Origin of the sequence: Archangium lansingense (assembly GCF_026626635.1) — a bacterium.
Classification (GTDB): Bacteria; Myxococcota; Myxococcia; order Myxococcales; family Myxococcaceae; genus Archangium; species Archangium lansingense.
On sequence record NZ_JAPNKA010000001.1, the window covers coordinates 7,630,288 to 7,646,232 of the forward strand.

Annotated in this window: 14 protein-coding genes; 6 read left to right on the plus strand and 8 right to left on the minus strand. The window is 67.3% G+C overall.

The window, feature by feature from the left end:
• Positions 1–8: 8 nt before the first annotated feature.
• The 4 genes from OV287_RS30470 to OV287_RS30485 form a co-directional block, all read right to left on the minus strand.
• Positions 9–917, minus strand: a complete 909-nt coding sequence (locus tag OV287_RS30470; RefSeq protein ID WP_267542442.1) for a tetratricopeptide repeat protein — start codon at positions 915–917, stop codon at positions 9–11.
• Positions 918–1,041: 124 nt separating this feature from the next.
• Positions 1,042–1,500 (minus strand): Imm26 family immunity protein, encoded by a 459-nt coding sequence (locus tag OV287_RS30475; protein ID WP_267537558.1) that lies wholly within the window; start codon positions 1,498–1,500, stop codon positions 1,042–1,044.
• A 4-nt stretch (positions 1,501–1,504) separates the two neighbouring features.
• A complete protein-coding gene (locus OV287_RS30480) occupies positions 1,505–2,365 on the minus strand; it encodes a hypothetical protein (RefSeq protein WP_267537559.1) in 861 nt (286 codons plus the stop codon).
• 380 nt (positions 2,366–2,745) lie between these two features.
• Positions 2,746–5,619, minus strand: coding sequence for a serine/threonine-protein kinase (locus OV287_RS30485; protein ID WP_267537560.1), 2,874 nt, complete (start codon positions 5,617–5,619; stop codon positions 2,746–2,748).
• A gap of 107 nt (positions 5,620–5,726) precedes the next feature.
• Here OV287_RS30485 and OV287_RS30490 point away from each other — a divergent pair, with 107 nt between their 5' ends.
• Positions 5,727–6,587 (plus strand): sigma-70 family RNA polymerase sigma factor, encoded by an 861-nt coding sequence (locus OV287_RS30490; RefSeq protein WP_267537561.1) that lies wholly within the window; start codon positions 5,727–5,729, stop codon positions 6,585–6,587.
• A gap of 10 nt (positions 6,588–6,597) precedes the next feature.
• Here the strand turns inward: OV287_RS30490 and OV287_RS30495 are convergent, their stop codons facing one another.
• The gene (locus tag OV287_RS30495) at positions 6,598–8,412 is read right to left on the minus strand and encodes a discoidin domain-containing protein (protein ID WP_267537562.1); all 1,815 of its coding nucleotides are present in this window, start codon (positions 8,410–8,412) and stop codon (positions 6,598–6,600) included.
• Positions 8,413–8,875: 463 nt separating this feature from the next.
• Between OV287_RS30495 and OV287_RS30500 the strand changes: the two genes are divergently transcribed.
• Complete coding sequence (locus OV287_RS30500) at positions 8,876–9,313, plus strand: hypothetical protein (RefSeq protein WP_267537563.1); 438 nt, start codon at positions 8,876–8,878, stop codon at positions 9,311–9,313.
• A gap of 175 nt (positions 9,314–9,488) precedes the next feature.
• Here OV287_RS30500 and OV287_RS30505 read toward each other — a convergent pair whose 3' ends face one another.
• Positions 9,489–9,680, minus strand: a complete 192-nt coding sequence (locus OV287_RS30505; RefSeq protein WP_267537564.1) for a hypothetical protein — start codon at positions 9,678–9,680, stop codon at positions 9,489–9,491.
• Positions 9,681–9,959: 279 nt separating this feature from the next.
• Between OV287_RS30505 and OV287_RS30510 the strand changes: the two genes are divergently transcribed.
• The 4 genes from OV287_RS30510 (at position 9,960) to OV287_RS30525 (ending at position 13,611) form a co-directional block, all read left to right on the plus strand.
• Positions 9,960–10,124 carry a hypothetical protein gene (locus OV287_RS30510; RefSeq protein ID WP_267537565.1) on the plus strand — a complete coding sequence of 55 codons (165 nt, stop codon included), beginning with the start codon at positions 9,960–9,962 and terminating at the stop codon, positions 10,122–10,124.
• Positions 10,125–10,387: 263 nt separating this feature from the next.
• Positions 10,388–11,965, plus strand: coding sequence for a serine hydrolase (locus OV287_RS30515; protein ID WP_267537566.1), 1,578 nt, complete (start codon positions 10,388–10,390; stop codon positions 11,963–11,965).
• A 161-nt stretch (positions 11,966–12,126) separates the two neighbouring features.
• Positions 12,127–12,432: a hypothetical protein gene (locus OV287_RS30520; protein ID WP_267537536.1), complete on the plus strand. Its 306-nt coding sequence runs from the start codon at positions 12,127–12,129 to the stop codon at positions 12,430–12,432.
• Between the two features lie 93 nt (positions 12,433–12,525).
• Positions 12,526–13,611, plus strand: a complete 1,086-nt coding sequence (locus OV287_RS30525; protein ID WP_267537567.1) for a hypothetical protein — start codon at positions 12,526–12,528, stop codon at positions 13,609–13,611.
• A 104-nt stretch (positions 13,612–13,715) separates the two neighbouring features.
• Here the strand turns inward: OV287_RS30525 and OV287_RS30530 are convergent, their stop codons facing one another.
• On the minus strand, positions 13,716–14,474 hold the full coding sequence (locus tag OV287_RS30530) for a hypothetical protein (RefSeq protein WP_267537568.1): 759 nt from the start codon (positions 14,472–14,474) through the stop codon (positions 13,716–13,718).
• Positions 14,475–14,620: 146 nt separating this feature from the next.
• A complete protein-coding gene (locus OV287_RS30535) occupies positions 14,621–15,421 on the minus strand; it encodes a response regulator transcription factor (RefSeq protein ID WP_267537569.1) in 801 nt (266 codons plus the stop codon).
• Between the last annotated feature and the right edge of the window lie 524 nt (positions 15,422–15,945).

A 15,945-nucleotide genomic window follows, 5' to 3' on the forward strand; every position in this document is an offset into this window, starting at 1 on the left:
AGAAGAACTCACAGCGGGTGCGCCGCCAGCCACGCGTCGAGTGCCTCCGCGGACTCGTGCTCTTCCTGGTAGGGCTCCTTGCGCGTGGCCGTCTGGCGTAGCTGGAGGATGAGCTCGCGCGCCCGGCGCCGCTCGCCGAGCCGCCACAGGGCCTCGCCCAGGTGGTAGCCGATCTCTCCGTACAGGCAGCGCGACTCGGACTTCTCCTCGAGCCGCAGCGCCCGCTCCAGCGAGGCCCGGGCCCGGGCGGGCTGGTTCAGCAGGAGCTGGGCCTCGCCCATGCCCGAGAGCGGCATGGCCAGGTCCGGGTGCTCGGGCCCCAGCGTCTTCTCATGCAGGGCCAGGGTCCGCTGGTAGTCTTCGATGGCCCGGGCGTATTCACCGCACTCCGCGAAGGCTCCAGCCCTGTTGATGAGCGTACTGCCCACCACCGGGGCGTCCGCGCCCACGGAGGACTCCGAGATGGAGAGGGCCCGATCGTAGAGCGGGATCGCCTCGCGGGCGCGCCCCTGCTGTCGCAGCACCGTGGCCAACGCGTCCAGGTCCGAGGCCAACCGCAGGTGCTTCGGCCCCAGGGCACGCTCGTCGATCTCGAGCGCGCGCCGCATCTCCTGCTCGGCCTGCTGCGCCTTGTGCTCGATGAACCACGTGAAGCCCAGGCCGCGCCGGGTGAGGGCCACCAGCGGGTGCTCGGGCCCGAGCAACTTCTCGCGCACGGCCAGCGCCCGGCCCAGGTGCTCTCGAGCCTTCTCCGCCTCGTCGCGCATGATGTGGACATTGCTCATCGAGGTGAGCACTTCGGCCACCGCCAGGCTCTCGGGGCCGAGCAGCGCCTCGCGCAGCGCCAGGGCCCGCTCGTAGTGCGAGAGCGCCGCCCCCAACTGGCCCTCGTCGAACTCCACCTGTCCCGAGGCCAGCTCGAGCGCGGCCTCCCACGACCGGCTGCGAAAATGGTGTCAGACGACTCGTAGGAACGACTCGGAGACTCCCGGGTATCGAAACGAGTTCTTTGACACTCTCCCCGGGGCGAGTAAAGGCACTCTACTGCCCCAACTCCCTCTTGATGCGCTCTAGTACTGCGTTGGGACGTCCCATGAAGGCATCAAGCAGACGTTTTTCGACACCGTGCGGCTCCCAAACAGTCGCTGGCTCAAGCCCAATACATTCTTTTGGGGTTGCCTCTCTCGAATTGCCGAGGCTATCGAAAATCGTACAGCGGCGGAACGGTCCCACTTCCATTCTGAATTGGACAATAGGTTGGGTCAGATGCTCTTCAATCTCTCTCCATCCGATGAGTTCCCATGATTTCGGGTATGGAGAGCGGACAACGATCCTGAAAAGGATAGGCTTTGATGCGATCCTATCCAGATCCGAATCCGGGCTGGTGGTTCTGTAGCTGTAGAAAGCATCAAACGGCAATTTGAGAACTCTTCCATAGGCGAAGGAGCCGTCTGCCAAGGGAATTCTCAAGAATGAACCTGGTTCATTTGTTGGCCGCATGCCTTTAATATCCTGTGTAATGATGAATCTGGCCCCAGCAGACTGTAGCAGCACCATGAAAACGTTTGCCCCGCGGGTTGTCTTTTGCCACGGCGCGCACGATGTTCTCGGTTCGATCAGGCTTGCCAGTGTCGGACTGGGCGCCTCCACTGAAGTCTATCAGTTGCTGCTCTCTTCCGCGAACCCGCCAATACGCAGGGTCATCATATCTCTGCTCGTAGTCGATGGCGGCCCCAATGTCGAATACATCAAGTTGTGCATCATCGAATGAAGCACTCCTCGGATCTTCGTTCTCGTCAATGTGATGATTCATGTCACGGAGCTTGATGGCCAACTGTGCCTGCAGGTCAAGCGACAGGCTGAGGTCAACGACCATGCTGGTCCGTCCAGAGTAGTAGAGGTTGGTTGCCTCATTGAGCTTCCTGTAGGTCGCATAGAGACGGCCGCGTTTCTTTTTGCTTTCTCTGGCGGATTCCGCATCTGGCCGTCCACTGGGAAGAGCGCGGGGAGAAGACACCGACTTGGGTTGGGGCGTGGGCGCGCTTGTCTCTACTGCCACCGTGCCATCAGGCGCCTGGTGAATGCGGATTTCTATCTCGATGGTGCTCGGAGTCGCAGAGCCCTTTGGGGGATACCGGCCTTGAACCCATCCAGAAACATCTCCGAAGTGTGTGCCGTAGAACTTGTCCGCGATGTCGATGGGGGTCTGCTCATCGTCCACAACCGCTTTGACGGTGAAGCAAAGCAACAGAACACTGCCCGCGGCCGCGACGACCGCGCCGCCCGTAACCAGGGCTTCTCCTGCCGCAGCGCCAGTGCCTACTCCTGCCGCGGTCGTGCCGCCTTGTGGCACCGGGCGGAGCATGCTGCGGGGTACTCCATCTCCTGCGCCTCCGCCAGGAAGCCCTCGCAGCGGTGGTGGGGAAGGCGAAAGCGGAGCCGTCGGCGAACTCGACCCCGGCGCAGGCACGGCGGCAGATACTCCACCTTGTTTTGCCTGCGCAAAGCCGCTGCTCGGGACGTAAACGCAGTACCTTGTCTGTTCAGTTACAGGGAGAACGCTCCGGGGGGCGCTACTACACCCCACAAGCAACATGAATGTCAGCAGAGCCACCCCTCTTGGTCCAGGAGCTGATGGGGCATGCCAACGACCGACAGGGCCTGGAGCGGCTGTGGACACCTTCCTCCCCTTCTTCTCCACCACCGTCCAGCTGGGGCCGGCGGCCTTCACCCGTCGAGTGGGACTCACAGCGGGTGCGCCGCCAGCCACGCGTCGAGTGCCTCCACGGACTCGTGCTCTTCCTGGTAGGGCTCCTTGCGCGTGGCCGTCTGGCGTAGCTGGAGGATGAGCTCGCGCGCCCGGCGCCGCTCGCCGAGCCGCCACAGGGCCTCGCCCAGGTGGTAGCCGATCTCTCCGTACAGGCGGCGCGACTCGGACTTCTCCTCGAGCCGCAGCGCCCGCTCCAGCGAGGCCCGGGCCCGGGCGGGCTGGTTCAGCAGGAGCTGGGCCTCGCCCATGCCCGAGAGCGGCATGGCCAGGTCCGGGTGCTCGGGCCCCAGGGTCTTCTCATGCAGGGCCAGGGTCCGCTGGTAGTCTTCGATGGCCCGGGCGTATTCGCCGCACTCCGCGAAGGCTCCAGCCCTGTTGATGAGCGTACTGCCCACCACCGGGGCGTCCGCGCCCACGGAGGACTCCGAGATGGAGAGGGCCCGATCGTAGAGCGGGATCGCCTCGCGGGCGCGCCCCTGCTGTCGCAGCACCGTGGCCAACGCGTCCAGGTCCGAGGCCAACCGCAGGTGCTTCGGCCCCAGGGCACGCTCGTCGATCTCGAGCGCGCGCCGCATCTCCTGCTCGGCCTGCTGCGCCTTGTGCTCGATGAACCACGTGAAGCCCAGGCCGCGCCGGGTGAGGGCCACCAGCGGGTGCTCGGGCCCGAGCAACTTCTCGCGCACGGCCAGCGCCCGGCCCAGGTGCTCTCGAGCCTTCTCCGCCTCGTCGCGCATGATGTGGACATTGCTCATCGAGGTGAGCACTTCGGCCACCGCCAGGCTCTCGGGGCCGAGCAGCGCCTCGCGCAGCGCCAGGGCCCGCTCGTAGTGCGAGAGCGCCGCCCCCAACTGGCCCTCGTCGAACTCCACCTGTCCCGAGGCCAGCTCGAGCGCGGCCTCCCACGACCGGCTGCCGCCGGTGCGCTCGAGGAGGGCCGTGGCCAGGCCGGCCCACTGCCGTGCCTGGGCATGCTGGCGCATCATCTGGGTGCCCGACACCCTCACCAGCTCCACGGACACCCGCGCCGCCGCCGCGTCGTCCCGCCCGGCCTGCGCGGCCCACAACGCCCGGTGCAGGGACTGCACGGCGGCCTTGCCATCATCGGCCGCGTACTCCAACTGCCCCAGCAGGTGAAGCACCTCGGCCTCTAGCGGGCGCCAGCCCAGCTCCCGCGCCGCCTCGGCCGCGCGCACCATGCGCTCGCGCCCCGGGCCATAACGCCCGGCATCGAACCGGGCACGCGCCCACGCCACGTCCGCGCGCAACGACGCGATGCGGGCACGGGCCCCAGCGTCCGCGGGTGGAGGCACCGGCGAGCTCAGCCCCACCACCGAAGCACACCCCTCCAGGTCGGGCAGGCCACTCACGGCCTGGGCCGAGCGCTCCACCACCCGCGCATCCGCCGCCACCAGCACCTCCGTCAACTCGCGCAGGGTGGCCAGCCGCTGCCCGAGGCACTCCATGCGCAGGTCCATCAACTCCGCCGACTGTTCTCCGCGCACCCGGGTGGCCTCGCAGGCCTCGGTGTGCATCCGCACCCAACCGGCCGTGTACCCCTCCAGCAGCGCGCTGGTGCTCCGCCAGGCCTGCTCGGCGTAGGGCACCCCGGTGGCGAGGAAGGCCGAGCGCATGCGCTCCCGGCGTCCGCTGTCCCAGATGCCCTCCAGCCGCTGCCCAGCGCCACGGCAGACCTGGGCCCCACGCTCCCGCACCACTACCCCACCCGCGGTGAGCAGCAGGGCCACCGCCACACCGGCCGCCAGCAGCCACCTCTCACGCCCCGCCCCCCGCCGTGCGTGCTCCAGCTCCGCCAGCAGCGCCTCCATGGAGGGGAAGCGCTGCTCGGGCTGCGGGGACAGGCCTCGCGCCAGGGCCCGCCGCACCCGCTCCGGTACCTGGCGCTCGCGAGGCAGTGGCCGCGGCGGGCCGCCTCCCGCGGGGCCCTCGAAGGGCAGCTCTCCGGCGAGGGCCTCGTGCAGGGCCACGCAGAAGCTGAACTGGTCTCCCCGCGCGTCCACCGCCTGTCCCTGGTGCTGCTCGGGGGCCATGTACGCGGGGGTGCCCACCACCATGCCCACGCGCGTGAGGCGGCCGGAGTCGGCCGGGGTGGCGCCCTCGGGCAAGGCGACAGGTGTGCGCACGGCGGAGTCAGGTCCACCACGTGCCAGGCCAAAGTCGGTGACGCGCACGCGGCCGTCACGGCCGATGAGGACGTTGTCGGGTTTGAAGTCGCGGTGGACGAGCCCCGCCGCGTGGGCGGCGGCCAGCCCGCGTCCGGCGGCGAGGAAGCTCTCCAGCACCTCCTCCAGCGAGCGCGGCTTCTCCCGGAGCCAGCCCGCCAGCGTGCCGCCATCGACGAACTCCATGGCGATGAAGACCTTTCCGTCCAGGAGGCCGGCGTCATAGACGGTGATGACATGCGGGTGCGTGAGCCGGGCGAGCGCCTGGGCCTCGCGCAGCAAGCGAGCCTCCGCGTGGGCCTCGGGGCGGGCGGCGAGCTCCGAGCGCAGCAGCTTGAGGGCGACCCTCCGGTCCAGGCGCGAGTCATACGCCGCGTAGACGTCCCCCATTCCGCCGGAGCCCACCCGGTGCAGCATGACGAAGCGTCCCAGCGAGCTCCCGGGACTCAGCCCCGTGTCGCGCGAAGGCCCGCCACCGGGAGGGGACATGGGTGGTGCCGCCTCGTCCGGCAAGGCGTGTCCGAGCGCGGCGAGCACGGCGCGGCAGCTCTCACACGTGTCGAGGTGCGCATCGGCCCGCCGCCGCTCATCGGAGGAGAGCGCGCCCTGGCTGAGCGCCAGCAAGGTGTTCTCCTGCAAGCACCGGGAGGAGTCCAAGGTGTCGGCCATGAGAGCTGCCTCCCGCAGCGACCAGTCCGGGGACGGTCGGGGCGAGGTTGGGAGTGGGCGAAGTGAAGACCTATACTGGCGGTGGATCCCGAAGCGAGACACGCGCCATGGCAGCAGACCCCATCCTCACCCGGTTGTCACAATCGGGACTGTCCCCCGAAGAGGCGCAGCGGCTGCGCGAGGCCCTGCGAAGGGCGGTGGAGGTGGGACGGAGCGCCTGGCCCGCGCTCGGGCTGCCCGACGAGGCCTTCCTCCAGCACGTGGTGGAGCGACTGCCGGCGGGGAAGGACGGGGTGGCGGCGCTGGAGTCGCTGCACGTGGAGGACCTGTACCTGGCCTGTGCCTGCGCGCGGGGGTTGCCAAAGGCCCTGGAGTCCTTCGAGGAGCGGCTGGGGCCGCAGGTGGACGCGGCGGTGCGCAGCCTGCGCGGGCCCTCCGAGGCCGAGGAGGACGTGCGGCAGGTGCTCTGGGAGAAGCTCTTCGTGGGAGCCCCCGGCCGCCCGGCGAAAATCTCCGAGTACGCGGGGCGAGGCCCCCTCGGAGGCTGGGTGCGGATCGCCGCGGTGCGCACGGGGCTCAACCTGCGCGAGCGGAGGGACGCGGAGCCGCGGAGCGACGAGCCGGAGCTGCTCGACCACCCCACTCCCGACCCGGAGGTGGCCTTCTTCAAGCGCCACTACCGCGCGGAGCTGAAGGAGGCGCTCGAGGCAGCCATCGCCTCGCTTCCCAGCGAGCGGCGCAACGTGCTGCGGCTGTACTTCGTGGATGGGCTGAGCATCGACAAGCTCGGTGCGGTGTATGGCATCCACCGGGCCACGGCGGCCCGGTGGGTGGCGGCGGCACGTCAGGAAATCCTGGAGACGACGTGCCGCCGGCTCTCGGAGCGGCTGCGCGTGGACGGCTCGGAGATGGAGAGCATCCTGCGCATGGTGCGCAGCCAGTTGGACTTCAACCTCGGCCCGCTGTGAGGCGAGCGGTCTACAGCGTGCAGACCTGCAGCTCGCTCACGTTACCCCAGCCGTTGTTCCACCGGGTGGCGCGGAAGCGCACGTAGCGCACGGTCTCGGGGAGGAAGAACAGGCCCTGCTTGCGCCAGTTGGTGGCATCGGTGTGCCGGAAGTTGCCCAGCGGTTTCCAGGTGCCGTTCGTCGAGCGGCCCTCGAGCACGCTCTCGGCGTCGTCACCGTAGTTCGGGTCCCAGTTCCAGGCCGCCAGGGCGTAGGCGACGGGATACTCCTGTCCGAGGTCCACCTCGAGCCACGCACCGGTGGATATGCCCGTGCCCCAGTACGTGTTGAAGAGGCCATCCACCGCCAGGGAGGGATACTCGCTGGACCAGGAGCTGGAGGCGGTCACCGGCTTGCCGAGCGCCAGGTTGGTGTCGCACGTCTGGCAGGCGCCGATGACCTTCAGGTCATCCAGGTAGCCCCAGCGGTTGTTCCAGTTCAACCCCTGGAAGAGCACGTAGCGAGCCGAGAACGGCTTGAGGAGGGTCTGCGGATCCCCACTCGTCTCGGTGTCGTGTGTGAGGGTCTCCAGCGTCTGGTAGGTGAGCCCATCGGTGCTGTACTTGATGACGCTCGAGGCGGTGGTGCCCACCTGGCCACTGATGTCCCAGCCCCACTTCACGTCCACCCGCTCGATGTTGAGGGGCTGGCCCAGGTCCACCTGAACCCAGCCGTCGTTGTCCCGATCGGACTCCCAGCTCGTGGTGGGGTCGCCGTCGACGGCCAGCTCGGCCGTGGTGCCATTCGAGGAGCCCGAGGTCGTCACCCGCCGCTTGAAGGCCTGGTCCTCGCCGCACTGGCTGCACGGGTAGAAGAGCTGGAGATCATTCACGAAACCCGTGGCCCCGTTCCACTGGGTGCCTCGCAAGCGCACGTAGCGCACGGCCGCCCGCGGGAAGATGGGCCTGAACAACCGGGTGCCGATGGTGGAGGACGGCTGGGAGAAATCCGCGAGCTGCTTCCAGACGACTCCGTCCGTACTGCCCTCGAGGACGCTCGAGGCCGAGGTTGCGAAACGGGTGTCCCAGCCCCAGCTGGCGGCCGCACGGCCGATCAGCGTCTGCCTGCCCAGGTCCACCTGCACCCAGGAGCCCGTCGACGCGCTGGAGGTCCACCGCGTGTTCACGTCACCGTCGAACGCCTTGTCCGGCGTATCCAACCCCCCCGAGCCGCTGGAGCTCGCGGGCTTGCCGCGCGCCTCGTCCGGTCCGCAGCCGAGAACGAGGGCACGGCAGTAGAAGGTGGTAGCGGCGGAGTCCGCCAGGCCGATCCACTTCGTCGCCGAGCCGATGCCGGCAACCTGGCCCCAGGGCGAGCCCCCATTGGTGGTGCGCTCCACCGCCGCCGGCCACGTGTCGTCCTTGAAATCCACCGTCTCCCAGCCCGGGAGGTACGTGGAGGTGCAGCGCCAGGACAGCCGCTCCGTGGACAGCACTGGACACCCGTCCACCTGGATATCGGCCAGCAGGCCCGACCACGTGCTGCCCGCCCCACGCTCCACCTTCACGGCGATCACATCCCCCGCGTTCACCTGCGCGGAGTACGTCTCGGCCTCCTGCCAACGTGCATCCCTGCCGAGCAGGGCCCCGTCGAGGTACAGCTCGTAGGATCCATTGGCCGAGAGGGTGAGGGTGTCTCCCCACCCGACCGACTCCACGCCAAGCCCCTGCTCCACCTGCGCCAGTGGCGTCCGAGCCCCGCCCGCCCCCTCCTCCACCGCACCACAACCCACCATCAGCCCCGCGCCAAACATCAGGGTTCCCACACTGCTCCACGACCGTTTCATTGCGTTTCCCCTCTGGGTGTCGCGCTCCCCGGCAACGCCGTGGAGCCGCTTCACCCGCCAGACAGGGGCCCCCTCCGGATGTCGCACGCGCCCGATTTCTTTTTCCCGGCCCTCGTCAGGCCACACACCCACCCACAGTACGTGAAGGGAGCAGGCGGGGTGAGCGCGATTGTGGAGCACCTGGGCCTGCCCACGGCGAGTGCGCGCCTCTCCCTGCGCGGTGAAGATGCTCGAGAAGCTCGGCGTGGCGCCCTGAGACGCCATCCAGTTGCTCGCGGATACCCAGCCGCCACAGACACACCAAAGGAATCATGCTGTGAATACGTTGTCTTCGCGTTGGCCGTTCGCTCTTGCCGGGCTTTCTCTCGCAGTCCTCCTCGTTGCCTGTGGGGGTGATTCGGATGGGGGTGATTCGGATCCGCCCTCCCCGGGTGGAGAGGGGCCCACCACGGAGGTTGTGACGGTGAATGGCAAGCCCGTGAGCGAGTTCTACGGCCAGTTCACCTACGAGAAGTTCTCCGGTGCCACGGGTGGAGTGGCTGCTTTCCCTGCACAGCCGGACGGCATCAACCTGTTCGTCGCAACCGTCTTCCTGATGCAAGACAAGAGCTTCACCCTCTACTACGCCGAGGGTGCTGGGACCGTGCGCGCGAACGGTTACAGCGCCGAAATTCCCCTCGATCGCATGTTCGAGCGCACTGGCAAATGGAGCATCAGTGGGAGCTCGCTGAAGATTGGCGATTTGATGACTTGTCATGGGATGACGGTGGACGGCAGGGACGCGCTCCGTTGCGCGATGGACCGGGCCGTCGGCTATGCGGCTGCGGTGGGGAAGACCACGACGTTCACGAGGGCCACCAACTCGTCGCCGAATGACTCGCAATGGGCTGATTACCAGTGAGAGCCTGTCTGGATTGAGCTGAGACGCCTGCTCCGGAATGGGCTCACGGGCCTTTCCGGAGTGGGCTTCCGGCGAAGATGAGAGGCGGAGCCGTCATCGCACGGCTCCGCTTTGGCATGGCGTACTCGGGCCGGGAAGGTGTCAAAGGACTCGTTGTGGCGCAGCACGCCCGTGCTCAGCGCGCCACTCCTCCATCCACGCTCGCTGGCACCGGGCGAGGCGTTGCCACCGGCAACAGGCACTTGCCGTCGTAGGAGACGGTCTGTGGCGGGCACTTCAGCAGGGGGACGCCCCCGCCCAGCTCGCTCGCCAGCCGCGCGCACAGCTCGACGTGGACCATCTCGTCGAGTGGGAAGCGGCAGGCCATGGCGATGAGCTCCATGGCGCCCGCGCGGCGATGAGCGCCTGCAGCGTCGCGGTGCACGCGGCGGCGGTGCGGTGCTCATGGCCTGGTTCCGCTTCGCGTTGCGGCTTCGTGCGCGGGGCCGCCCCCACCGAGGGCCGCGCGCGAATTTTCCAACGCTGTCATCTCCTCGCTTGTAGCTCCCACCGCTGTATGGTTTTCACATATTGACATAGAGCGCTCGCACGCGGTGTGTTGAGAGCGCCAGCCTCTGGTGGCTGGCAATCCCCCTGGAGTCGCTCCATGACGAAGAAGAGCCTGGTAGTGGTGGCCGTGTTCCTCGCTGGCCTGCTGGGTGGCGCCACGGCGGCGCAGGCGTTTACGCGGTCCTCGGCCCCCCCGGCCCCCTGTGCGGAGGACATGTGCTGGGACCAGTACGGCCACTGTGTGGTTTGCCCGGATTGGTGAGCCGCCGTGAACCGTTGAAGGCGCCACATCCCCGCTGCATTTCCAGGGGAGACAGGATTTGAACCCGTGGACACGGAGTGCCCTGAACCCGCGACGGCGCACGCCTTTCGCTGAATCGTAAGTGAATCCGGGCACTTCGAGTCCACGGGGCAGTTCTCGCCAGCCCCGCCAGTCATCTGCTGGACGGAGGATGTAATCAACTCCGAAGCTCTTCGTAGTCGTATTGCCGCAGGGGCTCATCACGAGCTCCCCGGAAGCCATCCATGAGCCAGACTCCGTTCCGATTCGCCTCCATCGCCCTCGCGGGCCTCGCCGCCATCTGTCTCCTCACGGCCGCGGACACGCGCAAGCCCGCCACCCAGTGGCTCTCTCGCCCCTCCGAGGCCGCACGTATCGCTCGAGTGGAAGCGGGCCTCTCTCCCATCACCCTCCCCGGTGAGGCCCCCCGCAGCCTGTCGCTCCAACAGTGGATGGAGCTGTACAAGATTCCCGGCGTCAGCATCGCCGTCTTCGACAAGGGCGCCCTCGTCTGGACCAAGGCCTACGGCGTCAAGCAGGCCGGCGGCGCCGAGCCCGTCACCCTCGACACCCTCTTCCAGGCCGCCTCCATCAGCAAGCCCGTCACCGCCCTCGCGGCCATGCACCACGCCGAAAAGCAACACTGGTCGCTCGACGCGAACATCAACGATCTCCTCACCTCGTGGAAGGTGCCGGACAACGACTTCACGAAGGAGCAGAAGGTCACCCTCCGCAGACTGCTCGCCCACAACGCCGGCACGACGGTCCACGGCTTCCGCGGCTATGCGGCGGGTGAGCCCGTTCCCACCCCCCAGCGGATTCTCGACGGCGAGACACCCGCGAACTCCGGCCCTGTGCGCGTCGACACCGTGCCCGGCGCCGTGACGCGCTACAGCGGCGGCGGCACCGTCATCGTTCAGCAGATGCTCGTCGACCGGCTCCAGAAGCCCTTCCCGCAAATCATGAAGGAGACCGTCCTCGCGCCGCTCGACCTGAAGCACAGCACCTTCGAGCAGCCCCTCCCCAAGGCCCTGGAGTCCCAGGCCGCCATCGGCACGCGCCCCGGCGGCACGAGCGTCGAGGGCCGCTGGCACACCTACCCCGAGCTGGCCCCCGCCGGCCTGTGGACCACGCCCTCCGACCTGGCTCGTGTCGCCCTCGAGGTCTCCAAGGCCTGGAACGGCAAGTCCCGGCGCATCGTCTCCCCGGCCATGGCGAAGCAGATGCTCACCCGCCAGTCCGAGGCCTTCGGCATCGGCTTCATGCGCCGCCCCGGCGTGGACTGGTTCGGCCACGGCGGCGGGAACGAGGGTTACCGCGCCTTCCTCATGGCCTTCGCCGACTCGGGCAGCGGCATCGCCATCATGACCAACTCGGATGAGGGCTCGCGCCTCTTCGAGCGGCTCATCGCCAGCGTGGCCACCGAGTACGGCTGGAAGGGCTTCACCGCCATGCCCGACAGTCCGGACGCGACGGCGGACCTGCTCCTGCGCCTCCAGGGCACCGACGCTGCCCTCTCTTGGTTCAAGGACCACGCGAAGAACGCGGGCCCGGACGCAAAGCCGTCCTCCAGCATCCTCAATGAGCTCGGATACTCGCTCCTGCGCGAGAAGAAGCTCGCTGACGCCGTGAAGGTCTTCGAGGCCAACGCCGAGCTCCATCCCGACGACGCCAACACCCACGACAGCCTCGGTGAGGCCTATGCCGAGGCCGGCCGGAAGGACGAGGCCATCAGCCGCTACAGGAAGTCGCTCGAACTCGACCCGAAGAACAACAACGCCGCGAAGATGCTGGAGAAGCTCGGCGCGGCCTCCACGAAGTAACGCTCCCGGGAGCACGGCGCTCCGGCGATGGCATCCAGGTCGAGGCATGCGCCACCTTGCTTCATTGGACCGTTCCTGGCGGTAGCCTCGTCCTGAGCAGCGGTGATAACCTCGCCCTTTGGCTGTCCGGAGTGAACTGACTCATCCCAAAGGAGAGGTACATGCAGGTGAAGACTGTCATGGGTGGCATGCTGCTCGCGGTGGGACTGCTGTCGGCCGGGTGCGGTGGCGTTCCGCTGGACGAAACCGAGCCGTCGCAACTCAGCACCCGCGAGGATGCACTCCCGGCGTGTGGTGGCATGGCGTTCTTCTATGACTATTACAAGGACGCCGCGCTCACCCAGTACGCGGGCTCGGGTTGGTGCGACTGTGGTGACAGCACCATGTGGCTCTCCGGCAGCATGACGCGCTACAAGGAAGTCCTCTTCGAGTCGGTATGCGCCGCGGCGCCCACTCCCACGAACTGAGTGGACCCGTGCGGGAGCCGGGCTGAAACGGCTCCTGCGCCAGGGGGCTTCAGCGGTGGTTGCCACGGGAGCGGGTGTAAGGTAGCAGGCGCAATGCTCTCCATTCGATCTACCGCTCTCTCCTGCCTCGTCGTGTTCGGTTTCGTCGCCGGTTGCGGCGACACTTCTCCCCCCTGCCCCGTCGACACACCCGACGCGTCCGTGCCGGTGATGTGTAACAGCGTCGGCGTCGAGCTGTGCGGCGGCTCCTGCGTGAGCATCGAGAGCGACCCGAAGCACTGCGGTGGTTGCGACAAGGCCTGCGCGACCGGCGAGGCTTGTGAGGGCGGCGTCTGTGTCGCGCTCTGTCAGATCGACGGCAAGCAGGTCGCCGCCGGAGCGGTGAACGCGGCGAATTCGTGCGAACAGTGCACGCCGGCGACGTCCGCGACCGCATGGACGCAACACGCTGACGGGACGCCGTGCAACCCGGGACAGGTGTGCTCGGCCGGTGTGTGCAGCCCGAAGTGCTTCATCGACGGCGTGGTCTACGCCGCGGATGTGCCGAACCCGGCGAACGCCTGCGAGACGTGCGTGCCGGCGACGTCGACGACGCAGTGGACGGCCCGCGCGAGCGTTCCGCTGCTGGTCGGCGGCGAAGACATCACGGCGCAAGGCTGGACGACGATCTCGCAGACGCCGAACACGCTCACGTACGGCGCGGACTACGTTCGCCTCGAGACGTCGACGAACAGCGGCGGGCGGACGAGCGGGCAGCTGCTCATCACGCGGGCGAACTCGCTCGACGCAACGAAGCCGTTCAAAATCCACGTGACGATGCAGGTCGAGTCGGTGAGCACCCACAACTCGTTGGACAGCGGCGCGGCCATCCTGGGGAGCTTCACGTCGCCGTTCGGCAACTCCACGGATCGTTCGCAGATGATCTACCTCGACAACGGTGCGATCGGCTGGGCGGACGACACGCAGTCCGCGGCGTTCCCGGTGACCGACGGCGCATATCATGTCTACGAGCTCGCGGTGGACGCAGCGAAGGTGGCGACGGTGAGCATCGACGGCGTCGCGAAGCTCACGCGGAACAACTTCATGGCGAACGGCACCATCGCCATCGGCGACCAGACGAACGACCCGAACATCGATGGAGCGGTGCGGATCAAGTCGGTCGAGCGGCTCTGTCCATAAAGTTCCACCACGGCATCTACCAAGATGACCCGGCTGTAGGTGGGCGGCAGGTGCCAGGCGGTGACATCTACTCCTGGCACCCTCCCATCAAAGGGCAGCTCGCTCTACTCGACGAGCACCGCGCCGCCGACGTTGTCGTACACCCAACCGCTCATGCAACCCGCGTCATAGAGGTTCTTCGAATTGACGCAGGTGGATGGAACCAGCGAGTAGCTGGGCCCAGCGCAGTGCGTATCCCCGGGGTTGCCGTGCCAGCCCTGGAGCTTCACCTGCCGGCCACCGGCCAGCAGGATGGAGCGAGGGCGGAAACCCAGCACATTGCTCGCTCCCAATCCCAGTGCCGGGCCGCATGCACTGTCCATCGCGTACGCCCCCAGGGAGCGGATCGCCACGGCCTTGCCGCTGAAATTGTCACCGGAGTAGACGGTGGCGAGGACGCTGGAGTCCGTCTGCGGGGTCGGCACCTTCTCGATGATCACCGCGCCGCCGACGTTGTCGTACACCCAGCTGCTGATGCAGCCCGCGTCATAGAGGTTCTTCGAGTTGGTGCAGGTGATCGGAACCTGCGAGTAGCTGGGTCCAGCGCAGTGCGTGTCCCCGGGGTTGCCGTGCCAGCCCTGGAGCTTCGCCTGGTAGCCATCGGCCAGCTGGATGAAGCGGGGACGGAAACCCAGCACATTGCTCGCGCCCAGTCCCAGTACCGGGCCGCACCCGCTGTCCATCGCATACGTCCCCTGCGAATAGAGCTGCACCGCCGTGCCACTGCCGTTGTCCCCGGAATAGACGGTGGCGACCTGCGCGAAAGCCGATGCACTCGAGAGCTGAAACGCCAGAACGCCAAAGGCCGTACAGAGCTTCTTCATGAACTCATCTCCTTGCTCGTGTCGAGCGGGTGTGGAGCGGGACTCCGTGGAAGACGGGCTAGATCCGCCTTCAGCGGAATAGCCACATCTGTAGTGGAGTCCGGCCTCGCTGCATACCGTGCTAATCAGCACGGTTGCTCGCTTGGCTACTTACGGTGGCCAAGCCAGATGGCCGTCAACTCCGCGCGACTCCGGACGCCGAACTTGCGGAAGATCTGTCCCACGTGGTTGTGGGTGGTTCCGAGCGTAGAGCCCAGCGCATCGGCGATCTCCTTCTCCGAGCGCCCCGTCAGCAGGAGCCGGGTCACGCGGCGCTCCATGGCGGTGAGCGGCGAGCGGGCGGCGATGAGTCCGTGGCTGAGAGCCAGAGCACGGTGGAACCACTTGAGGCCGCGGAGCACGACGCCAGCGAGCTCCGCGTCCGCTGCGGAGAAACGCGTGCGGGTCGCGATCTTGTCGATGACGAAGTAGGACTCCATGTCGGGACCCAGGGGGAGCACCACCCAGATGCGGTCGTCGATTCGCGGGAGCCTGTAAAACAAATCATAGTGCGGGGTGGATTTGAACGTCTTGAAATCAATCCACCCGTCACGCAGACGATGCACGCGGAAGCGGCCCGCTTCTCCCGAAATGGTCGTGGTCGTCAGGCCAAGCGGCACGTCGCTCTTCTTGTCGAGGCTTTTCTGCACGAGTTTCAACCGCTCCTGCTTCGCGGGATCGGGCTGCCAGACTTCGTAGGAACGCATCCGCCATCCGTGTCCGAGGTCCCTGTTCGCCATCTCTCCCGAGATGAGCCGCACGGCGGAAAACCAGAAGACATTGTCCGCGCGCAGGAGCTTCGCCAGACATTCGAAGAGATGGCGAAGCGCGGCATCGCTCTCCGATGTATTGAATTCGGCAACGCTGTCCCAGATGGCGAAGACCGATTCCAGCTCGCGCGTAGTCATTGAATTTCGACCCTAGGTGGCGGTTATTCGTGGCGTCAAGCAGCCGCCCCCTGGCGCTCCCTGCCTCCGCGAAGGGTCTTCGCTTCCTTCGTACTCAAACAAGCCAGGGCAGCAGTGTGCCCCATGGGGGTGCTCGGGCCCCTACACCGGCGCCGCGCACGGCCTTGCTGGCCCACTCCTCCTCCGCCTCCCGCCCCCCAGCAATAGCCAACGCGTCGAAGACGCCCACCGGAGTCCCAGCGCCAGCACTCCGCGCTCCGAGTCACCCGTCGGCCCGGTGGTACTGCCGGCGCCGGTGTTGTTCCCGGGTTTTCGCTGGGAGTGACGCGGCTGAAGGCGGGCCAGGGAGGGTGTCCTGGTTCACAATTCTCCAGTGAGGGGGAGCACTGAGCCCAAACCGAGACATGGGCAAAGTCCATTCCTGTCGGGGCGGCGGAAAGGACCCGTGACCTCGACGTCCTGGTAGCTCCCAACATGGATTGGGCCTGGGCCGACATCGGGTTCAATATCGTCACGACCGTCGC